Origin of the sequence: Streptomyces sp. N50, assembly GCF_033335955.1 — a bacterium.
Taxonomy (GTDB): domain Bacteria; phylum Actinomycetota; class Actinomycetes; order Streptomycetales; family Streptomycetaceae; genus Streptomyces.
The window spans coordinates 7,518,699-7,533,708 of the sequence record NZ_CP137549.1; the positions used below are offsets into that span (position 1 = coordinate 7,518,699).

11 protein-coding genes and 1 pseudogene are annotated in these 15,010 nt (G+C 70.6%); 5 read left to right on the forward strand and 7 right to left on the reverse strand.

The genetic code is table 11. From position 1 onward, the window contains the following. Positions 1–10 precede the first annotated feature (10 nt). The 4 genes from R2B38_RS33555 to R2B38_RS33570 all read right to left on the reverse strand — a co-directional run bounded on the left by R2B38_RS33555 (position 11) and on the right by R2B38_RS33570 (position 3,564). On the reverse strand, positions 11–1,270 hold the full coding sequence (locus R2B38_RS33555; protein WP_318019567.1) for an ROK family transcriptional regulator: 1,260 nt from the start codon (positions 1,268–1,270) through the stop codon (positions 11–13). 139 nt (positions 1,271–1,409) lie between these two features. Then, positions 1,410–2,654, reverse strand: coding sequence for a D-arabinono-1,4-lactone oxidase (locus R2B38_RS33560; protein WP_318019568.1), 1,245 nt, complete (start codon positions 2,652–2,654; stop codon positions 1,410–1,412). Beyond that, positions 2,651–2,977: a hypothetical protein gene (locus R2B38_RS33565; RefSeq protein ID WP_318019569.1), complete on the reverse strand. Its 327-nt coding sequence runs from the start codon at positions 2,975–2,977 to the stop codon at positions 2,651–2,653. Before R2B38_RS33565 ends, R2B38_RS33560 begins: the two co-directional genes overlap by 4 nt. Positions 2,978–2,982: 5 nt before the next feature. Continuing rightward, positions 2,983–3,564, reverse strand: coding sequence for a helix-turn-helix domain-containing protein (locus tag R2B38_RS33570; protein ID WP_318019570.1), 582 nt, complete (start codon positions 3,562–3,564; stop codon positions 2,983–2,985). 127 nt (positions 3,565–3,691) lie between these two features. Here R2B38_RS33570 and R2B38_RS33575 point away from each other — a divergent pair, with 127 nt between their 5' ends. The 3 genes from R2B38_RS33575 (at position 3,692) to R2B38_RS33585 (ending at position 7,891) form a co-directional block, all read left to right on the forward strand. After that, positions 3,692–4,351 (forward strand): pyridoxamine 5'-phosphate oxidase family protein, encoded by a 660-nt coding sequence (locus R2B38_RS33575; protein WP_318019571.1) that lies wholly within the window; start codon positions 3,692–3,694, stop codon positions 4,349–4,351. Between the two features lie 479 nt (positions 4,352–4,830). Next, positions 4,831–6,159 (forward strand): radical SAM protein, encoded by a 1,329-nt coding sequence (locus R2B38_RS33580; RefSeq protein WP_318019572.1) that lies wholly within the window; start codon positions 4,831–4,833, stop codon positions 6,157–6,159. A 214-nt stretch (positions 6,160–6,373) separates the two neighbouring features. Beyond that, positions 6,374–7,891: a cellulose-binding domain-containing protein gene (locus R2B38_RS33585; protein ID WP_318019573.1), complete on the forward strand. Its 1,518-nt coding sequence runs from the start codon at positions 6,374–6,376 to the stop codon at positions 7,889–7,891. 99 nt (positions 7,892–7,990) lie between these two features. Here the strand turns inward: R2B38_RS33585 and R2B38_RS33590 are convergent, their stop codons facing one another. The 3 genes and pseudogenes from R2B38_RS33590 to R2B38_RS33600 all read right to left on the reverse strand — a co-directional run. Continuing rightward, positions 7,991–10,108 (reverse strand): DUF4157 domain-containing protein, encoded by a 2,118-nt coding sequence (locus R2B38_RS33590; RefSeq protein ID WP_318019574.1) that lies wholly within the window; start codon positions 10,106–10,108, stop codon positions 7,991–7,993. Positions 10,109–10,306: 198 nt separating this feature from the next. Further along, positions 10,307–11,542 (reverse strand): hypothetical protein, encoded by a 1,236-nt coding sequence (locus tag R2B38_RS33595; RefSeq protein WP_318019575.1) that lies wholly within the window; start codon positions 11,540–11,542, stop codon positions 10,307–10,309. A gap of 72 nt (positions 11,543–11,614) precedes the next feature. Next, positions 11,615–12,145 (reverse strand): annotated as a pseudogene (locus R2B38_RS33600) (winged helix-turn-helix transcriptional regulator); the annotation flags it as partial. A 210-nt stretch (positions 12,146–12,355) separates the two neighbouring features. Between R2B38_RS33600 and R2B38_RS33605 the strand changes: the two are divergent. Continuing rightward, positions 12,356–13,123, forward strand: a complete 768-nt coding sequence (locus tag R2B38_RS33605; RefSeq protein ID WP_318019576.1) for an SDR family NAD(P)-dependent oxidoreductase — start codon at positions 12,356–12,358, stop codon at positions 13,121–13,123. Between the two features lie 170 nt (positions 13,124–13,293). Continuing rightward, a complete protein-coding gene (locus R2B38_RS33610; RefSeq protein ID WP_318019577.1) occupies positions 13,294–14,910 on the forward strand; it encodes a hypothetical protein in 1,617 nt (538 codons plus the stop codon). The last annotated feature ends 100 nt before the right edge of the window (positions 14,911–15,010 follow it).

Here is a 15,010-nt window from a genome sequence, read left to right on the forward strand (position 1 = left end):
CCTTCCGTCGTCATGAAGGTGGTGCGGTACGGCTCCTTGCCTGGGTCGTGCGCTTGCCGGCCCTCTGCCCCACCGACTGAAGTGCCCCTTCGAGCGCGAACGTCGCCGCGCCGAGGCACGCCGGGTCGGTGAGAATGGGGGAGAGGACGATCTGGGTGGCGGCGAACGGCCGCCTGAGCGCGTGTCGTTGGACGGCCTCGCGCACCTCGTGCAGCAGGGGTTCACCGAGCCTGCGGGCGACCCAGCTGCTGAGCACGACGACTTCGGGGTTGAGGATGTTGACCAGGTTGGCGATGCCCGCGCCGATGTAACGGGCCGTCTCCCGCACGACTTTGAGAGCCACGGGGTCGTTCGCGTCCACGCCGCGCGCCAGGGCGTCGATGGTGGCCGTCTGGTCCTCGGAGTGCAGCAGCGGGCTGCGCGGGCTCAACTCCCGCAGGTTCAGCATGATTCCGGGCGCGCCGACGTATGCCTCGACGCAGCCGTGGTTGCCGCAGCGGCACAGGCGGCCGTCCAGGACGAGTGTCGTATGGCCCCATTCGCCGGCGCTGTTGCTCACCCCCCGGTACAGCGCCCCGCCGAGCGCGAGTCCCGCGCCGACGCCGGTCCCCAGGTTGACCACCACCGCGTCCCCGCGCCCGCGCGCCGCCCCGAACCACATCTCCGCGACCGCGCAGGCGCGCAGCGGATTGTCCAAGTACAGCGGGTAGGCGATGACTTCGGACAGCAGGTCGAGCAACGGCACGTCGTGCCAGTCCCAGTTGGGCGCGTACTCCGAGACGCCGGTGTCGCGGTCCACCTGCCCCGGCACGCTCACCCCGACGCCCAGCACCCGCGCGCCCTCGATGCCGGCCTGCGCGACCACCGAGCCGACGGCGGCGGCCACATGGCTCACCACCTGCTCGGGCAGGCTCTCGCCGGGGCGCATGTCCTCGTCGGCACGGGCCAGCACGTTCAGCCCCAGGTCGAAGAGTTCGACATGGACGTACGTCTCCGCGATGTCGACGCCGATCAGCGCGCCCCCCGACGCGTTGACCGCCACGAGACCGCGCGGGCGGCCTCCCGCCGAGTCCTCGAAGCCGACCTCCGTGATCATCCGGAGGTCGAGCAGCTCACCGACGAGCGTGGCCACCGTGGCCAGGCTCAGCCCGGTCGCGGCGGCCAACTCCTGCCGGGAGGTGGGTGATTCGGCGATGATCTGGCGCAGTACCTCGTAACGGTTCGCGGTTCGGATGTCGCGTGATGTGCGCTTCACCGGAGTGACCGCCATCCCTCCCCCTCGCATCATGCCGAGGCACGACGGCACCGGCGCGCGGCAAGGCTATGGGCAGCGGGTGACGTTCGACAAGGGGTTAGGAAAGGGGCCATACAAAGTCGCCGCCCAGCCGGTCGCCCGACCGGTCACGCGGTCAGTCGCCGAGGACGTCCCGGACGAAGGAGTTGGCGAACGTGCCCTCCGGGTCGAGGTCCCGCGCCAGCGCCGCGAAGTCGCCGAGCCGCGGATAGCGGCCGCGCAGGACCTCCGCCGGAGTGGTGAACACCTTGCCCCAGTGCGGCCGCGCGTCGAAGGCGTCGAGTGCCTCCTCCAGCCGCCGCACCACGGGCAGTACCGTCTCCGTGTCCTCGATCCAGGTGAAGTGCAGGGCGACCGTGTCCCGCCCGTACGAGGGGCTCAGCCACTGCGCGTCGGCGGCGACCGTCCGCACCTCGCAGGTCTGCAGCACACCGGCGACCGTCTCCCGGATGCCGTCGACCGCATGCAGCGCGTCGAGTGCGGCCGACCGCGGCAGCAGATACTCCGACTGCAGCTCCGACCCGCTGCTCGGCGTGAACTCCGCCCGGAAATGCGGCAGTCGCTCGTGCCAGGGCCCCGCCACCCCGAGCTGCTCGGTGGTGTTGACCGCGGGCATCCCCGGCACCGGGTGCAGCGCCTCGGTCGCGGGCGCGGCCCACGGGAAGTCGACCGCCGGCTGGTCGGTGCGCCGCTTCAGCCACACCTGCCGGAAGCCCGGCTCCCGCCAGTCGGTGAACAGACTCACGCTGTACGCCGACGCCGCCACCGTCTCGAAGTCCAGCCCGGCGAGGGGGAGTTCGGTGAAGACGTGCTGCTCGACCTCGAAGGCCGGTTCCAGGTCGAGGGTGAGGGAGGTGACGACGCCGAGCGCGCCGAGGGAGGTCACGGCACCGTCGAAGCGGTCGTCGCCGCGCGCGATGGTGACCGTGGAGCCGTCCGCCGTCACGATCTCGACCTCGCGTACGGCCGACGCGAGCGAGCCGTTGCGGACGCCCGAACCATGCGTGCCGGTCGCCACCGAACCGGCCACCGAAATGTGCGGCAGGGACGCCATGTTGGGCAGCGCGAGACCGTGCCCGGCCACCCGGCGGGCCAGTTCCGCGTACCGGACGCCGCCCGAGACCCGTACCGTCCGGGCCGTGGTGTCCACGTCGAACTCGGGTGGCAGGGCGGCGATCGTCAGCAGGGTGCCGTCGGGGCCCGGCTCGGCGATCTCGTTGAAGGAGTGGCCGCTGCCCAGCACCCGTACCCGCGCGCTCTCGGCCACGAGGGCCCTGAGCGCGTCGAGTGTGCGCGGGCGGTGGAGTTCCTTCGCCGCGTAGGTGATGTTGCCGGCCCAGTTGGTGACCGTCTCCGTCATGCCTGCCGTCCCTCCGGGAGCGTGCGTTCGCGTGTTCTGCCCCAGGGGTCGGTGCGCCACAGCCGGGCGTGGATCAGCCCGACGAGGAGGACTCCTGCTGCTGCCGCAGCATAAGTCGGCAGCGGTTGTGCCTGCGTATCGGTGTAGTGCCAGCAGACGGCGGCGGCGACGAACAGCACCCAGCCGGAGAGGACGTTGGCGGTGGCGGAGGGCCGGAACGGGCCCGGGCTGATCGCCTCGCCGGTGCTGCCCATGACGTAGTACGGGAGGCCGTCCCCCGCGCAGAAACCGGCGGCGAGACCGAGGGCGATGGTACCGATCATGGTGCTCAACTCCTTTGTGGCGGTGGGGTGTTCCTTCGGTCCGGTGCGGTGTTCTTTCGGTTCGGCTCGCCGTCGAGGCCGCTCATGACGAGGTCGACGAGTCGGCGCAGACGGCCGCGGAGGACCTCCGGTGTGCCGTTGGACTGACCGATGCCGACGGTCGCGGCGAGCAGGAGCGCGGCGGTCTCGCGGGGTTCGGGAATTCCGGCGAGCAGTTCCACCAGTGCGTCGACCAGCCCGTCCTCGACCGGGGTCAGCCCCATCCTGGCGGCCTCCGAGACCAGTTCCTGCCGGAATCGCGCCTCGGTGACGCCGATCGCCGTCTCCAGCTTCACCGCGAGCACGCCGTAGACCTGGTCGGCCGGTGTCCCCTCGGCGTCGCGGGCGCGGTGGGCGGCCGCCGTCATGAGGTCGGTGACGCGGGCGGCGACGGCGGCGAAGACGTCCTGCTTGTTCGCGAAGTGCAGGTACAGCGCGGGCCGGGACACGCCCGCGGCCCGCGCGAGGAGCTCCATCGAGGTCTGCCGGAAACCGTACCGGCTGAACACGTCGACGGCCGCTGTCACGATGTCGTCCCGCTTGCTCATGCTGACAATTCTGACGAGAAATGTCAGAGACGTCAATGCTTCGGATTTCGTTGCAGTGATGCCGCGCAGATGCTGTATTCGATAGAGGTATGGCGGTTTATGTACGGCATCGGTAGCCTCCGTGGGTATGACCGATCGCCTTCCGCAGACCGACCTGACCCGGCACCGCCGCCTCGCCGAACAGGGCAGCCTCGACCGTGCCGACCTGGACGCGATCCTCGACGCCGGTTTCGTGTGTCACCTCGGGGTCGTGATCGAGGGGCGTCCGGTCGTAGTCCCCACGGTGTACGGGAGGTACGGGCGGGAGCTGTACTTCCACGGGTCCGTCGCGAGTCGTAGCCTCGCGGGCGGTACCCCCGTGTGTGTCACCGTCACGCATGTCGACGGGCTGGTGCTGGCCCGGTCGGTCTTCGAGCACGGGGTGAACTACCGCAGCGCGATGATCCACGGGGCACCCCGCAAGGTCACCGACCCGGAGGAGAAACTGGCCGGCCTGCGCCGCCTCACCGAACACGCGACGCCCGGCCAGTGGTCGTACGCCCGGCAGCCGAACCGCAAGGAACTCGCGGCCACCACCCTGCTCGCCCTCTCCCTGGAGGAGGCCTCCGTCAAGATCCGCACCGGCGGCCCAGACGACGGCGACGGCCCCGACGCCGAACTGGCCCTGTGGGGGGGAACCCTCCCCCTGACCTCGACCTGGGGCACACCCGTACCGGACCCCGCACTGCCCCCGGGTATCCCGCTACCGGACCACATCGCAAGCCGCGAGGGAACGGGACAGGGCTGACCCGGCAACGATCCGTGTCCGGACCGGGGGCCCCAACCCCGCCCACCCCCACCCCCTCAGGGGCGCGGGGAACTGCGCACCCAGCCCCAACGCACCCGCACCCCGCAACCACCCCGAGCCCCCACCCCCGACCCGCCCGCCCCGACTCCGCCCACCCTCATGCCTTTAGGGGCGCGGGGAACTGCGCACCGAGCCCCAGCGCACCCGCACCCCGCAACCATCCCGAGCCCCCACCCCCGACCCGCCCGCCCCGACTCCGCCCACCCTCATGCCTTTAGGGGCGCGGGGAACTGCGCACCCAGCCCCAACGCACCCGCACCCCGCAATCAACCCAAGCCCCCACCGCCGACCCGGCCACCTAGCCAAACCCACCCGAACCGCACCACACCGACCCCCCGTTCCCCCGCCCAACCGCCGGAGGCATACCGTGAGGAGTCGGTACGCCTGAGCAGGGCGCCTGAGCCGGGAGGAGACACGGGATGGGCAGCCGCACCGCGCTGGTCGAGGATCTGATGGAGCGCTTTCCGCATGTGCCGCGGGAGGCCGTCTTCAAGGAGGACCTGCTGCGCGGGGGTGTCGCCTTCGACCCGTCCGCGCTGAGCGACAACGAGGGCGGTGAGGTGAAGCCGAAGTCGTACTTCATCTTCTCCTTCGACCACGGCACGCTGCCGGAGCTCGGCGAGGCCGCGCTACGGCGCCCGCCGGAGGAGATCATCCTTACGGGTGGCCCGTACGACCTGCGACGGACCGTCGTCTCCGTGCGCGTGAACCCGACCTCGCCGTACCGCGTGGCCTCCGACGACGACGGGGTCCTCGGGCTGTACCTCGACGGCAAGCGCATCGCCGACGTCGGGGTGCCGCCGATGCCGGAGTACTACAAGCACAAGCTCGCCAACGGGAAGTCCGTCATGGAGGTCGCCCCGACCATCCAGTGGGGCTACCTGATCTATCTGACGGTCTTCCGCGTCTGCCAGTACTTCGGCGCCAAGGAGGAGTGCCAGTACTGCGACATCAACCACAACTGGCGTCAGCACAAGGCCGCCGGGCGCCCCTACACGGGCGTCAAGGACGTGGAGGAGGTCCTCGAAGCGCTGGAGATCATCGACCGGTACGACACCGCGAAGACCTCGACCGCCTACACCCTCACCGGCGGCGCGATCACCAAGACCGTCGCCGGGCGCGACGAGGCCGACTTCTACGGCCACTACGCCAAGGCCATCGAGGAGCGGTTCCCGGGGCGGTGGATCGGCAAGGTCGTCGCGCAGGCGCTGCCGAAGGACGACGTGCAGCGGTTCAAGGACTACGGCGTGCAGATCTACCACCCCAACTACGAGGTGTGGGACGAGTATCTGTTCAAGCTGCACTGCCCGGGCAAGGAGCGCTACGTCGGCCGCGCCGAATGGCACAAGCGGATTCTCGACTCCGCGGAGATCTTCGGCGCGCGCAACGTGATCCCCAACTTCGTCGCCGGCGTGGAGATGGCGGAGCCGTTCGGCTTCAAGACCGTCGACGAGGCGATCGCGTCCACCACCGAGGGGCTGCGCTTCTTCATGTCGCAGGGCATCACGCCCCGCTTCACCACCTGGTGCCCGGAGCCCACCACCCCGCTGGGCAAGGCCAATCCGCAGGGCGCTCCGCTGGAGTACCACATCCGCCTGCTGGAGGCCTACCGCGCGACGATGGAGGACTTCGGCCTCAAGTCCCCGCCCGGATACGGCGAACCGGGCCCCGGCCGCGCGGTCTTCTCCGTCAGCTCCTTCATGGACAGTCTCCCCGCCGAGCCCGCCGAGGAGCCCGCGCCTTTGTAAGGTAACGGTGTGGCCAACTCCTGCGACGGGTGAGCCGGGAGAGGCTCGGACACGTACAACTGCATAGAGGCGACTGACAGTCACCGTAATTGAATACGCGGCTTGTCAGTTGTGTGGGATGCGTGAAAGGCTCTGGCCCTGTCACGAGGCAGCCCCCCTCCAACTCGCTTACTGTCAGAGCTAGTTGGCCGTCATTCGTGGATGCAGGAGACCCATGCCCGACCTGCCGACTCCTCAGGACGCCGCTGAGGCAGCGCTCTTCACCGAGAGCTGGGACGCCGTGCTGTCCTACGCCGACCTGTGCACGTCCGGCGCCGCCTCGGCCACCGAACTGGCCAGTGAGGCCTTCGCACTTGGCATCCAGGAGGCCCGTTCCGCCGGGTCCGGTCCGATGCGCGGACCGGCCCGCCGGGTGCTGCCGGTGATACCGCTGCTGCTGACCGCCGTACGCACCACGGCGGCCACCTGGGAGCTCGCCGGGCGGGGGCACCGGCTCGACCCGGACCTGCGGCTGTGGCTCAACTCCGAGAAGGCGGCCCGCTATCACGGCATGCCGTTGCAGCGCCCGATCGCGCTGCGCGGGCTGCGGGACCTTCAGGAGGCGGACGCGGCGCTGCTGTGGCTGGCCGAGGTGGAGGCGCTGCCGCTGACCGTCGTGGCCCGCCGGCTCAGTCTCGATCCGGCGGTCGTCTCCAGTGAACTCGCCCAGGTGCGGGCCCTGTTCAGGGACCGCTGCCACCGCAACCACCTCGACACCCCGATGGACGCGGAGTGCCGCAGCTACGCCCGGCTGCTGGACGCGGTGACCCGGTCACCGGCCGCCGACACCCCCGAGGACCTCTCCCGGCACCTCGCCACCTGTGTGCAGTGCGCGGAGGCGGCCGCCTGTCTGCGGCTGGCGGGCGGCGGACTGCCCGCGGCCCTCGCGGGCGGGGTCATCGGCTGGGGCGGGCTCGCCTATCTGGAGCGCCGCCGCCGGGCCGCCGAGGTGCGGCTGGGCGCGGGACGTCCCGTGGCCGAACTGGAGGCCGGGGAGCCGAAGGAGGGCGCGAGCAAGGCGCGCCTCGTCCGCAACAGTCTGCTCGCCGCGGCCGTCCTGCTGTCGCTGGTGGCGCTCGGGGTGTCGATGATGCCGATGGGCGGCTCCGGGCACGACAACGCGGCCAGCGACGACGCCGGCAGTCAGCCGGTGGGGGATCCCGCCCCGACCCTGTCGTCCGTCGGCGCCCACCCGTCGGGTACGGCCTCCTCGTCCACCCGGCCCACGACGAGCAGTACGGCGACCGACTCCGGGGACAAGAACCCCGACACGGAACCCCAGGGCACCGCCTCGGCCACGGCGGGCAACTCACCTGATCCGACAAGGAGTTCGGGCTCGGGGTCAGGTGCCGGATCGGGTTCGGGTACGACCACGCCGGCTACCTGCGACGTCACCTACGACCTGGTGAACCAGTGGCCCGACGGCTTCCAGGCCGCCATCACCGTCACCACCACCAAGGCCCTCGACACCTGGCGCGTCGCCTGGTCCTATCGCGACGGCCAGCAGGTCACCCAGATGTGGGACGCGAGCGTCGCCCAGGACGGCTCCCGGGTCACCGCCACCGCCGCCGACTACAACAAGGACGTCGCCGCGGACGGCAGTTTCACCTTCGGCTTCCTCGGCACGTGGAACAACAGCAAGAACTCGGCGCCGTACGGCTTCACGCTCAACGGGGCCTCCTGCAGCAAGTAGCCCCGTCCGCACGGCTGTTCATGCCGCTGAGCGTCCAGCTGTCACCCGTCCCGGTACGTTCTCGGGGCGGGTGACGGCCGTAGAAGACGAACTACGCTCTCACGAACCGGTGTTGCTGCGTTTGCCGATCAAATCCCGGTACAGGGCCGCGCGTTCCTCGTCCGTCTTGGCCTTGGCGAGTTCGGCCTTCCAGTCCTTCTCCAGGTCCTTCAGCTTCTGCACCCAGTCGCCGAACTTCTCCAGGTCGACATGGCGCTGGCTCGACCTGAGGGGGGCGTTGCCGCCCGGCTTGTCGTCCTTGTGTCCGCCGAACTGGCTCACCGGATTGCTGTTCTTCTCGCTGCTGGTGATGCCGTGCTTGTAGCCGTCGGGGGTGACGCCACCCGGCCCGGCGGTCTCAAGACCGAACTGAAGTGCCCCTGGCTCCTTGCTGGTTGGGGTCTTGTACCCCATGAACATGTGCCCGTACGACTCGTTCGGGAGGATGGTGTCGCCGTGGTAGTCGAGGTTTCCCATGCCTCCGGCGGCCGTGGGCAGGCCGTAGAGATGGGTGCGGGGATCGAACCAGTTCTGCACGGTGGCCCCGAATTCACCCTTCTCCACGAACTTGCCCGGCGTTCCGTCCGCGTTGTTCTTGCCCGTCTCCATGTGGTGCGTGGCGAACTTGCGCCGGTACACCGGATCCTCGGGCTTCGACATGCGCTGCCAGGGCTTCCCGTCCTCCTTGGTGATGTGGAGCCACTGGGGCAGCTCGTATCCGTGCTGGCCGTCGGCCAGTTGGGGAATGCGGATGTTGACGCGGCCGCCGTAGGCCAGCGCGTGGGCGACATCGTCCTTGAAGTCGTCGTGCATGCCGGTCTCCGGGTTGAAGACCTTCAGCCCCTCCTTCAGGATCAGGAAGATATTGGTCAGCACCTTGGTGCCGCGCTCGACCCGCTCCCGGTGCTTGGCGGCGTCCGGTACGTCGTCGCGGATACCGGGCGGGACCATGGTCGTCACGAAGGTCTGGAAGATCTGCTCGTTCCGTTCTCCCGTGAGCTGTTCCTTCTCGGTCTCCGGGGTGTCCTTGTCGTGCATGGCGTGGTGGCGGGCGAGTTGGTAGTCCGAGCGGGTGGGTTTGTCCGTCGACTTCCCCTGAGCGCGGTCCGCGACCTCCTGCCGCCAGCGCAGGCTGGCGATGAGGAGGCGCTTGCCCTCCGGCTGCTGGAGCCAGTTGTGGAAATCGCCGGCCTTGAGGTACGCGTCGGCCTCGACGGTGCTGCACATCCCCACGGTCTTCAGCCACTTGGGATCCTCGGACTCCACGGCCTTGATCGCGTCGAGCTCCTCGTCCGTGAAACTCGGGCCGCTGCGCACCCGCGTGTGGATGACGGCCCGCACGTCCTTGTTCCTGATCGCTTCCTTGCCCCTGACGAGCAGCCCCGCCAGCCGGGCGATGGCCGGCTGCGAGTCCTGGATCGGGGGTGAGGACGAGGCCGGGGGCGGAGTCGTGCTCTGGGCCGGGGGCGTGGTCGAGGGTCCGGGCCGGTCCGCCCGCTGGACGGAGACGTCAACGCTGCGCTGCACCGCCCCACCGGGTAAGTCGGCCCCGGGCAGGGCCAGTTCGGGGGCGGCACCCCGGGCCAGCTTCCGGCCGTTGGCGCCGGCGCTCCGCTCGAACGGGTCGTCCGGGTGGGAGACCTTCTCGCCCCGGCCGTTGTCGGTACCGGGCACGGGCCCCAGGGCCTGCTGGCGTACGTGGTCGACCTCTTCGTACATCACCTCGTCCTCGACCCGATGGTCGCCGAGCACGATGTGCGAACCGGTGGTGTAGGCCAGGGCGCCGAGTTCCTCGGCGGAGCGCTGGGCGACGGGGTTGTCGTGCACGCGTACATGGCCGAAGTCCATGTCGTAGGCCTGCTCGGCCCGTTGAAGGATGCGGGGTTCCAGGGGGCGTCCCGGGGAGCCGACGGCGTCGACCACGGATGCCCGCCGCTGCACGGGAACGGCTCCCTCGGCGGCGCGTGCCTCGGGACCACCGTGCTGCTCGTCACCGTGCTGCTCGTCCCGGGCCCGCTGGATCGCGCGGGTCACCGCGGCGTTTCCGGCGGCCTGTTGGAGCGCGGTGAGCGGGGGGAGGGCGGCGGCGGGACGGGCCGCGGGACGGGCCGCTGTCCGGGCCGCGGGGCGTCCGCCGGTGCGGTCTCCGTTTGGGCGGTTCTCTCCCTGGACGCGCATGTGCGGTTCCCCTTTGGTCGGCGGGTGCCCTTGCCTGGTGCGGGTGCTCTTCCCTCTTACCTGATGGACGGCCGGGGGTGGGGAGTCCGTAGGGGCAGAGTCGGGGGCAGAGTTGCCGTGTGCCGAAGAGGGCCCTGGCCGGCGCACCGACGCCCGCGCAGGCAGGCTGGTGCGGTGAGCGCGGCCAGGGCCCCGGTGTCAGGCTCGGTTACGGCGGCGGCGCAGGGCGACGAAGCCCAGGGTGCCCGCTCCGGCCGTGATGAGGGCCGACGCCGACGCGGCGGTCGCCGAGATACCGCCGCTGCCGGTCCTGGCCAGCTGCGTGGTCGTTCCGGAGGTGGTCCCGGAGATCGTTCCGGAGGACGTCGTGGTCGTTGCCGTGGGCGAAGTGGAGGGCGTGGACGAGCTGGTCGGGGTGGCCGACGTGGAAGGCCTCGCCGAGGTGGTCGGGGTGGTGGTGCCGGAGGCGGCCGCCTTCACCGTGATCGACGCCGACGCTCCGCAGAACGTGGTGCCGGTGAACGGCGTCGAGCCCTGGTTGACGAACGCGCAGGGGTGCACGGTGGTCTTTCCGGCAGGCGTGTTCTTGAGGTAGCTCACACGGAACTTGGCGGCCGCGCTGCTGTGCGCCGCCAGGGAGGAGTCCTTGCCGGTGATGTCGAAGCCGTACACGTCCGGTTCGTTGCCGGCGGTGATCGGCTTGAGCGTCTTCCAGGTGCCGGAGCTCAGCACCTGCACGGTGGCGTAGCGGCTGGTGAACAGCACGCCCGTCACGTTCTCGTACGCCGAGGCCGTGGCGTTGGACACCGTGGCGCCGAAGGTCACGCCGGGTCCGCCCGCGGTGGCCGTGGTGGGGACGCCGGACAGGGTGGCGTCGAGCCCGTCGACCTTGACGGTGTCCTCGTCGCTGTCGTTGGCGGCGCCCGAAGTTCCGTAGGAGATAAGGGTGTTGAGCTTCAGCTGGTCGGCGCCGCCGTTGCTGTCACCGTGGTGCGGGGTGCCCATCGGGAGGCCGAGGCGCAGCTGTACGGTCCGCGACTGGGCGGCGGCGAGCGCGAAGGACTCGGGCAGTTCGCCGGAGAACTGGGTGCCGGTCAGCGTCAGCGGCACGGTCTTCCACGCCGTTCCGCTGAGCCGGTACTGCAGGCTGACGGCGTTCGGCGGCAGACCGGCGCCCCCGTCGATGTGGTAGATCAACCGCGCCGAAGTGGTGTCCTCCGTACCGACGTTGGACGCCGTGGTGGTGAACTCGACCGGCTGGCCCGCCAGTCCGATCTCCGCCGGTGCCGCGGTGGAGACGGTCAGTGCGGGCGGCTGTGCGTCGGTGGTCGCGGCGGTGGCCGCCGGCGCCAGGACGGCTCCGGTGGCGGCCAGTAGCAGGCCGGCCCCCGCGACCGTCGCGGACGAACGCAGCGTGCGTGCGGTGCTGTTCAACGTTTCCCCCAGGATGTGTATACGGCGCGGTGGACTGCCACGCCGAAGACGGCGGGCCGAACCGCCCGCCGTTCACGCCCAGTTGGACCAGCTGCCCCGGCATCCAGTTGTGGCGTCCTGTGCGACGGTTCTGTCACCGGACGGTTGTGGTTTCGTGCGGCCGTAGGTGCCGGTGCCGACCTGTCGGGTGGGTGCGGGGGCTGTCACGATCGGGTCGAGGAGTCGGCGGGGCGTGTTGATCGCGCTGGAGACGGGATCGCCTTCGTGGTCCGGCGCCCGGAAACCGGGTCCTGGCTCGATCCGGATCTCCGGGACCGGGACGGCCGAACCGCACTCCTGGCAACGGCCGTTGGGGTCGAGGAGGCCTCCGTCGAGGTCGTGGCGGAGGACGCGCTCGGCTCCGTTGGGGGAGTAGAGGGCCTCGCCCCGGTTCATCAGGGCGTGCACCGCCGGCCACAGGGCGAGGCCCTTGTCCGTCAGCCGGTACTCGACACGGCCGGACCCGTCGTCCCCGCGGGTGAGGACGCCCTCCTGCGTCAGCGACTTCAGCCGGTTGGTCAACACGGCTCGCGGGATGCCGAGTTGGGCCGCGAAGTCGCCGCGACGACTTCGTCCGGGCGGCCCACCGGACCGCTGGTGACTCCCTCGCGAACTAGCCCGGTTCCCATCGGTTCGAGGTCGTCGCGGACGCGGAGAACCCGGATGTCGACGCGTTCAACGCGCATGCCGGGGACCGTTGTTCGCCGAGGGCCCGACGTGGCTCATGCGGGGCCGGCTCGTCGGCGCCGATCCCCACGAAAGACGAGGTCCACCATGTCCTCCGCACTCGTCACCGGCGCGTCCCAAGGCATCGGCCGGGCCATCGCCGTGGCACTGGCAGGCCGGGGCCACCGGGTGATCGCCACCGCACGCCGCCCGGAAACGCCGGCCGAACTCCCCGTCGACCGGCGCCTCCGCCTCGATGTCACCGACCAGGAGAGCGTCGACCGGGCCGTCCGGGACGCCGGCGGGACCGACGTCCTGGTCAGCAACGCCGGGGAGACCGTGCGCGCACCCCTGGAGAGCGTCCCGCTCGCGGAGGTCGAGCGGCTCTTCCAGGTCAACACCCTCGGCGCGCCACGGGTGGCACAGGCCGTGCTCCCCGCCATGCGCGCACGAGGCGCGGGGCGTCTCGTCTTCGTCTCCGGCGTCCAGGGGCGCGTGGCGCTGCCCATGATCGGCCCCTACGGCGCCGGCGAATGGGCCCTGGAGGCACTCGCCGAGACGCTCGCCATCGAGACGGGCCACTTCGGCGTCAGGGTGAGCGTCGTCCAGCCCGGTGCGGTCTCCTCCGGCGGCGGCGAGCGCACCAGGGTGTACCTCGGTGAGAACGACCCGTACACCCCGCTCTACGAGGCACTCCCCGCACTCCGCGGCGAACTCGTCACCCCGGAGGACGTGGCCGCCGTAGTGGCCGCCACGGTCGGACACCCCGACCCGCCGCTGCGCGTACCGGCCGGCGCACCCGCCGAACGGGCGCTGCGGGCCCGCAAGGAGGCTCCGGAGGGCGAGCCTTTTCTGCCGGCCGAGATCGATGGGTAGGCGTCCCGTAGGGGATGGGTTCGTGCCGGAAGCGTGCTGGGTCGTACGGGACCGCGAGGAGCGCTCGGGACGACCGGCGGACCCGCCGACCAGGGGCCTGCGAAGCTGCTTTGGGCCCGTCACCGCGTGGGTAGCGTACGGGGCGACGCGGCTCGGGGGCGGGGAGAAGTGTGCGGGCAGAGGATCTGACTCCGGTCGAGCGACGGGTTCGGGACGCGTTCTCGCGCGGCGAGAAGCTGGACCTGCGGGTCGGCGATCCGGCGGACGACGAGCCGGCGAACAGCGACGGCTGGGGGCCCGAGCGCGTGGTCAGGGGCGCCGCGCTCACGTGGCTGCTGCTCGACGGGGCCGTCGCGGAACCGGGCCATGTCCCCGCCCTGCGCCTCGACGGCGCACGCATAGACGGATCGCTGGAACTCGACTACGCCGAGATCCCGTATCGCGTCACCATGGACGGCTGCGATTTCCGGGGCAGAGTCACCCTCTACAGCGCCCGCACGAGACAGTTCAGCCTGAAGCGCTGCCGCTTGGTCCGGTTCTACGCCGCCAACGCGTCGGTGGACGGCAATCTGCGGGTGCGCCACTGCCGGTTGGACGGCCTGCTGAAGCTGGACGGCACGCACATCACCGGCATCCTCGACCTCGACGGGACCCGGCTGACCAACTCCGACGGTCCCGCCCTGACCGCCAACCGGGTCCAGGTGGACGACCACATCCGGATGCGGCACGGCTTCACCGCCGAGGGCGAGGTGATCCTGCGGGGCGCTCATGTCGGCGGTGACATCGACATGAGCGAGGCCCGGTTGTCGAACCCCGACGGCGTGGCGCTGGGAGCCGCACGGATGTCCGTCGGGGGCGACCTCCTGTGCGACCGGATGACAACGGCGGGTCAAGTCGACCTACCGGGCAGCAGAGTTGACGGCGTCGTTCGCTTCTGGGGTGCACAACTGCGCAACCCGGGCCGCAAAGCGTTGTACGGGAACCATCTGGAAGTCGGCACCAGCCTGCACTTCAACAACGGCTTCACCGCAGAAGGAACCATCGAGTTGGCCGGAGCCAGGGCCACCGGACGCATCACTCTGCTGAACGCACGGCTCGTGGCACCCGGCATGGTCGCGCTGGCCCTGACACATGCCCATGCGGGGGAAGTGGATCTACGGATGGCGCGGCGGCCGCAGGGCCTGGTCGACCTCCGCCACGCGGTGCTGGGCGTCATCCAGGACGACCGGCAGAGCTGGCCCGACGAGCTGAGGCTCGACGGTCTGCGCTACGACCGCTTCGAGACCCCGCTGTCGCCAAGACAGCGCGTGGGGTGGCTGCTGCGCGACGGTTCCGGCTACGCACCGCAGCCCTTCGAGCAACTGGCGCTCGCCTACCGCGCGTTGGGCCACGAGGACGACGCCCGCACCGTATCGCTGCTCAAGGAGCGCCGTCGCCGTGCCGCTCTGCCGCGGTACACCCGGATCTGGGGAGCGGTCCAGGACGTCACGGTCGGCTACGGCTATCGCCCCATGCGCGCCGGCTTCTGGCTGCTGGGCCTGCTGGCACTGGGCTCGGCCGTCTTCACGGTCCGGCGGCCCACCCGCACGGCGGCCGGTAGTACCGAGACCTTCAACCCGGTGATCTTCACTCTCGACCATCTCCTCCCCGTCATCGGCCTCGGACAAGGAACGGCGTTCACCCCCACGCCCGGCACACAGTGGATCGGCTACCTGCTCACCGCCTCCGGTTGGATCCTCGCGACAACCATCGTCACCGGCGTCACACGTTCCCTCAATCGGCGGTAGGCGACGGTCAGTTGGCGGGGGCGCGTTAATTCGGTGGCGTCGTTGTCCTTATCCTTTCCAGGGCCACCGGCTGACCTTCTTCTTCCATCGCGCCCGAGTG